This is a genomic window from Massilia sp. CT11-108, from assembly GCF_047302915.1.
Classification (GTDB): domain Bacteria; phylum Pseudomonadota; class Gammaproteobacteria; order Burkholderiales; family Burkholderiaceae_D; genus Telluria; species Telluria orientalis.
Genome location: NZ_JBKYMO010000370.1, coordinates 1 through 5,672 on the forward strand (window position 1 = coordinate 1; position 5,672 = coordinate 5,672).

Here is a 5,672-nt window from a genome sequence, read left to right on the forward strand (position 1 = left end):
GGCATGCAGGGCGCATGGCTGCCGTCGTCCAGCGCGACGGTGGCGCGGTCCGCCGCGTCAAATTCGGTCAGGCGCAGGCCCGCGTCACGCGCCAGCGCGGCGATGCGGTCAACCTGCCCCGGCGGCGGATCGATCGCGACGCAGGTCCCGGCATCGAACACGATCCAGCCATGCCGCCCGTCGCCGCTGACCTGCATCACGCCTGGATTGCCGCCGCTGAGCGGCGACGTGCGCAACGCGTCTCCGCAGCGGCGGAGACGCGCGCAGGCGGCGTCGATGAATGCGTCGTCCGCGAGCGGCCCGATCGACAGGCGCACGGCGCCGCCGCTGCGCCACAGGGGCAGGCCCATCGCATCGAGGACGTAGCTGGGCGCGGCCTTGGCGGCGGAACAGGCCGAGCCCGCGCTGACGCGCACGCCGGCCGCGTCGAACAGGTCGAGCAGGTCCTTGCTGGAGACGCCGGGCACGGCGACATTCAGCGTGGTCGGCAGCGTGTGTTCGAACGGCGCGTTGAAGACGATGCCGGGAAATGCGTCGCGCAATGCGGCCGCGAGTCGGTCGCGCATGGCGGCCAGCTCGGCGTGGGTACGGAACGTCGTGCCCTCTTCCAGTGCGGCCAGCACGGCGCCGAGCGCGGCGATGCCGGCCATGTTTTCCGTGCCGGAGCGCTGGCCGTCTTCCTGGCCGCCGCCGATCATCAGCGGCGTGTACGGCGCGCCGTCGCGCACGTACAGGATGCCGATGCCTTTCGGCGCATGCAGTTTATGGCCGGAGAACGGCGCGTAATCGATGCGCGTGTTCGCGAGATCCAGCGGCAGCTTGCCCAGCGCCTGCACGCAGTCGACCATCCAGTAGGCTGTCGATCCGCTGGCGCGCAGCACGCGGGCGATGCCGTCCAGGTCCGAGATGGCGCCCGTCTCGTTGTTGGCCGCCATCGTACAGACCATGGCCGCGCGCGGCGCCAGGTCGCGCAGGACGTCCAGGCGGTGGCGGCCGGCCGGGTCGACGGGCAGCGGCTGCAAGGCAAGCCCGGTGCCGAGCAGGCGGTTCCAGTGCGCGAGGCTTTCCGACACGGCCTTGTGTTCGGTGGCGCCGTAGACCAGCAGGTCACCGCAGTCTTCCCCGGCCGCGCGGCGCTCGCGCACGGCGACGAGGGCCGACAGCACGGCGGTCTGGATGCCTTCCGTGGCGCCGCTCGTGAACAGCACGCGTCCCGGCCCGGCACCGAGCACGCGGCGGGCGCGCACACGGGTCGTGTCGAGGATGCGTTTGGCGCGCAGGCCGGTGGCGTGGCTGCTGCTCGGATTGCCGAACGAGGCCTCCATCGCCTCGACCGCGGCGGCGATCGCGGAAGGCAGGACCGGCGAAGTGGCGTTTGCGTCGAGGTAGAGGTCGGGGGCCATAAAATAATTGCTAAAAGTCCAAAAATAAATGCGCCAGCAGCGCGATTGTTGAGTAATATGTTACGGTTTGGTGCCGAAAATGACGTACTAAAGAATCTTTGATTTTTCCTGGCCTGAAGAACGAACATTCTAGAGACCGTGCGATGGACAAGATGAATTCACTCGACAAATACGACTGCGCGATCCTGGCCGCCCTGCAGGCCGACGCCACGCTGTCGATTTCCGGCCTGAGCGAAAAGGTCGGGCTCTCCAGCACCCCCTGCTGGAAACGCGTCAAACGCCTGGAGGAAGAGGGATACATCGAGAGCCGGGTCAGCATCGTCAACCGGCACAAGGTCGGCCTGCCCGTGACGGTGTTCGTCAGTGTGCGCACCAACGAGCACGACGAAAAATGGCTGGAGCGCTTCGCTTCCGCCGTCGTCGCGCTGCCGGAAGTCCTGGAATTCCACCGCATGAGCGGCGACGTCGACTACCTGCTCAAGGTCGTCACGACCGACATCGACGGCTACGACCGCTTCTACAAAAAACTGATCCGCACCGCGCAGCTGTCCGGCGTCTCCTCCGCGTTCTCGATGGAGCAGATCAAGTGCACCACCGCGCTGCCGCTGGATCTGATCACGCACGGGCTTCCGGCGTAAGCAAGCTGTTTGCACGCCCGCGCGATCGTGCGATGATGGCGCCCGTTGACTACAACGGAGACAAACGAATGGCATCAACCATCAAAACCCTGGCGCTGGCGGCGATCCTGCTCGCGACCGGGACGACCGCGCGCGCCCAGGACCAGGTCGTGCGCATCGGCGTGAGCGGCCCGCTGTCGGGTTCCAACGCCTTCGCCGGCAAGGACGACGAGAACGGCGTGCGCCTCGCGGTCGAGGAACTCAACGCGCAAAGGCTCAAGGTGGGCGGCAAGACGCTGAAATTCGAACTGCTGTCGGAAGACGACCAGGGCGACCCGAAAGCCGGCGTGAGCGTGGCGCAGAAGTTCGCCGACGCCGGCGTCAAGTTCGTGCTCGGCCCGTACAACTCGGGCGTGGCGATCCCCGCCTCGCGCGTCTACAACGATGCCGGCATCCTGATGTCGACCGTGGGCACGAGCCCCAAGATCACGCAGGCGCGCTACCCGAACGTGTTCCGCATCGTCGCCAGCGATTCCCAGGTGGGCGCATCGATGGCGTCGTACGCCGCCAGGGAACTCAAGATTAAAACCGTCGGCGTGATCGACGACCGCACCGCGTTCGGCCAGGGCATCGCCGACGAATTCGCGAAGCAGGCGCGCGCCTCGGGCGTGACCGTCGTCGGCCGCGAATTCACCAACGACAAGGCGAGCGATTTCTCCGCCATCCTGACCGCGTTCCGCGCGAAGAAAGTGGACGCCATCTTCTTCGGCGGCTATGCGCCGCAGGGCGCACCGATGGCGCGCCAGATGAAGCAGCTGGGCATGGCGAACGTGCGCCTGCTGGGCGGCGACACGCTGTGCAGCCCCGAGATGGCCAAGCTGGGCGGCGATGCCGTCGGCGGGAACGTGATGTGCGCGCAGGCCGGTGCGACGCTCGACAAGCAGGCCAACGGCCCCGCGTTCAAGGCGAGATACAAACAGCGCTACCAGCGCGACCCGGACGTGTACGCGCCCGCGTTCTACGACCAGACGATGTTCATCGCCCGCGCCATGCAGGCCGCGAATACGACGGACGCCGCGGCCGTCGGCAAGCAGCTGCACACGATGAACTACCAGGGCGTGGCCGGCACGTACGGCTACGACGCGAGCGGCAACCTGAAGAAGACGGCCGTCACCGTGTACACCTTCAAGGGCGGGCAACTGGCGCCGCTGGCCAATTACTGAAGCGGCCCTTGTAAAGACTGGGCCTCCGGCGGCGCAAGGCGTATCCTTGGCGCCGCTTCTTTTACATCGTTCAAACATCATGAAACAGACCCTTACCCTGGGCACCATCGCCGCCGCCTGCCTCATCGCCTGCGCGCCGGCCCTCGCCGCCGACACCGCGGCCAAGCCCACCGCCGGCGCCACGAACGCCAGCGCCGCATCGAAACAGCTGAACAAACTGGCCGACGACTACTGGGACGCGGAAGCGCGCTTCGATCCCGTCGCCGCCGGCGAAAGCGGCGACAACCGCTTCCCCGACCAGATCGGCATGACGATCGCACCGAAGAACATCGCCCACCAGTACGCGCTATACAAGGGCTACCTGAAACGCCTGCACGCGATCCCGCGCGACGGCTTGTCCCAGCGCGACCAGACGAGCTACGACATCCTCGACTACGAGCTCAAGACCGCGCTGCGCTTCGAGCCGTTCCCCGAGTACCTGCTGCCGCTGGACCAGATGGACGCGCTGCCGATCACGCTCGCGAACTACAGCAGCGGCCAGCAGGCGCAGTCGCTCGTCACCGTGAAGGATTACCAGGCCTACCTGAGCCGCCTGAACCAGCTCGGCCCGTGGATCGACCAGGCCATCGCCAACATGCGCGAAGGGATGAAGCGCGGGATCGTGCAGCCGAAGGCGATCATGGAAGCCGCCCTGCCCCAGTTCAAGCAGCTGGTGGCGAACAAGGCCGAGGACAGCATCTACTACTCGCCCGTGAAGAACTTCCCGGCGGGCTTTTCGGAAGCCGATAAAAAGAAACTCACGGCCAGCTATCGCAGCACGATAGCCGGCAAGTTGAACCCGGCGTTGAAACGCCTGGCCGACTTCATCGAGCACGATTACCTGCCGGCCTGCCGCACGAGCACGGGCTGGAGCGCGCTGCCGCAGGGGATGGACTGGTATCTCGCGCGCGTCGCGAGCCAGACGACGACCGACCTGCAGCCGGAACAGATCCACCAGATCGGCTTGCGGGAAGTCGCGCGCATCCAGGGCGAGTTCGCGCGCATCGGTCCGAAGATGGGCTACGACGGCCCGCCGGCCGGCCTGCCGGTGTGGGTGTCGGAACAGGCGAAGTACAAGCCGTTCAAGACCGAGGGCGAGATCATCGACGTCTACCGCCACCTGAACACGGTGCTGCAGGCGAAGCTGCCGGCGCTGTTCTCGCTGCGGCCGAAGACGCCGCTCGACCTGCGCCTGGAACCGGAACTGTCGCGCGCGACCGCGTCCGACCACTACACGCCGCCGGCCGTGGACGGCTCGCGTCCGGGCGTGTTCTGGTCCGTCGTGAACGACCCGAAGCAGTACGGCAGCACGGGCATGGTCACGCTGTTCCTGCACGAAGGCCAGCCGGGCCACCACTTCCACATCGCGCTGATGCAGGAGCTGGGCCTGCCGAACTTCCGCAAGTTCGGCGGCAACAACGCGTTCACGGAAGGCTGGGCGCTGTACGCCGAGACGCTGGGCAAGGAGATGGGCCTGTTCGACAAGCCCGAGGATTACTTCGGCCACCTGAACGACGAGATGCTGCGCGCCGTGCGCCTCGTCGTCGACACGGGCATGCACGCGAAGGGCTGGACGCGCGAGCAGTCGATCCAGTACATGCGCGAGACGCTGGGCTACACGGAAGCGGACGCGCGCAATGCGACGGAACGCTACATGGCGTGGCCGGCGCAGGCGCTGGGCTACAAGATCGGCGCGCTGAAGATCCAGGAACTGCGCGCCCGCGCGGAAAAGGAACTCGGCCCGAAATTCAGCCTGCCGAAGTTCCACGAGATCGTGCTGGGCGAAGGCACGCTGCCGCTGGCGCTGCTGGAAAAGAAGGTCGATCGCTGGATCGCCGAGAGCAAGTAATCACCCGAACGTGACGGCAACGGCGAGGCCTCCCAGCCGTTCCGACCGCCGCACCGCGACCCGTGCGCCATGCACGGCCGCGATGCGGCGCACGATCGACCATCCGAGTCCGCTGCCGGCCGCCCCGTTGCCGGCCACGCGATAAAACCGTTCGCCGAGCCGCGCCAGGTCGGCGTCGGCCAGGCCCGCGCCGCCATCCTCGACGTCGAGCACGACCTCATCCCCTTCGCGATGCAGATACACGCCGATGGCGGCCCCCGGCGGCGCATAACGCACCGCGTTGTCGACCAGGTTGCGGACCAGGACCGCCAGCAACAGCGCATTCCCGCGCACGACGTACGTCCCCTGCGCATCCAGCTCGAGGCGCTGCGCCTTCGCCAGCGCGGCCGGCGCCAGCTCGGCCATCACGCCGCGCGTGACGCCCCCCAGTTCGACGCCGGCAATCTCGGGCGCCTGCGCAGACTCGACGCGGGCCAGCGTCAGCAGCTGGTCGATCAGACGCGCCGCGCGGTCGCAGCCGGCGAGCAGGCCGTCCAGCGCG

General features: G+C 67.4%; 5 protein-coding genes. 3 read left to right on the forward strand and 2 right to left on the reverse strand.

Annotated elements, in window-relative coordinates; genetic code table 11:
* On the reverse strand, window positions 1-1,403 hold a 1,403-nt coding region (locus tag ACEN88_RS23040; protein WP_413343374.1), incomplete at its 3' end, for a cysteine desulfurase family protein.
* 152 nt (window positions 1,404-1,555) lie between these two features.
* Between ACEN88_RS23040 and ACEN88_RS23045 the strand changes: the two genes are divergently transcribed.
* From ACEN88_RS23045 to ACEN88_RS23055, 3 genes are all read left to right on the forward strand, one after another.
* On the forward strand, window positions 1,556-2,041 hold the full coding sequence (locus tag ACEN88_RS23045; RefSeq protein ID WP_413343381.1) for an Lrp/AsnC family transcriptional regulator: 486 nt from the start codon (window positions 1,556-1,558) through the stop codon (window positions 2,039-2,041).
* 68 nt (window positions 2,042-2,109) lie between these two features.
* Window positions 2,110-3,243 (forward strand): branched-chain amino acid ABC transporter substrate-binding protein, encoded by a 1,134-nt coding sequence (locus ACEN88_RS23050; protein ID WP_413343376.1) that lies wholly within the window; start codon window positions 2,110-2,112, stop codon window positions 3,241-3,243.
* Window positions 3,244-3,322: 79 nt separating this feature from the next.
* The gene (locus tag ACEN88_RS23055) at window positions 3,323-5,131 is read left to right on the forward strand and encodes a DUF885 domain-containing protein (RefSeq protein ID WP_413343378.1); all 1,809 of its coding nucleotides are present in this window, start codon (window positions 3,323-3,325) and stop codon (window positions 5,129-5,131) included.
* On the opposite strand, the gene ACEN88_RS23060 is transcribed toward ACEN88_RS23055, so the two are convergent.
* The coding region (locus ACEN88_RS23060; protein WP_413343379.1) for an ATP-binding protein at window positions 5,132-5,672 on the reverse strand (541 nt) is incomplete at its 5' end.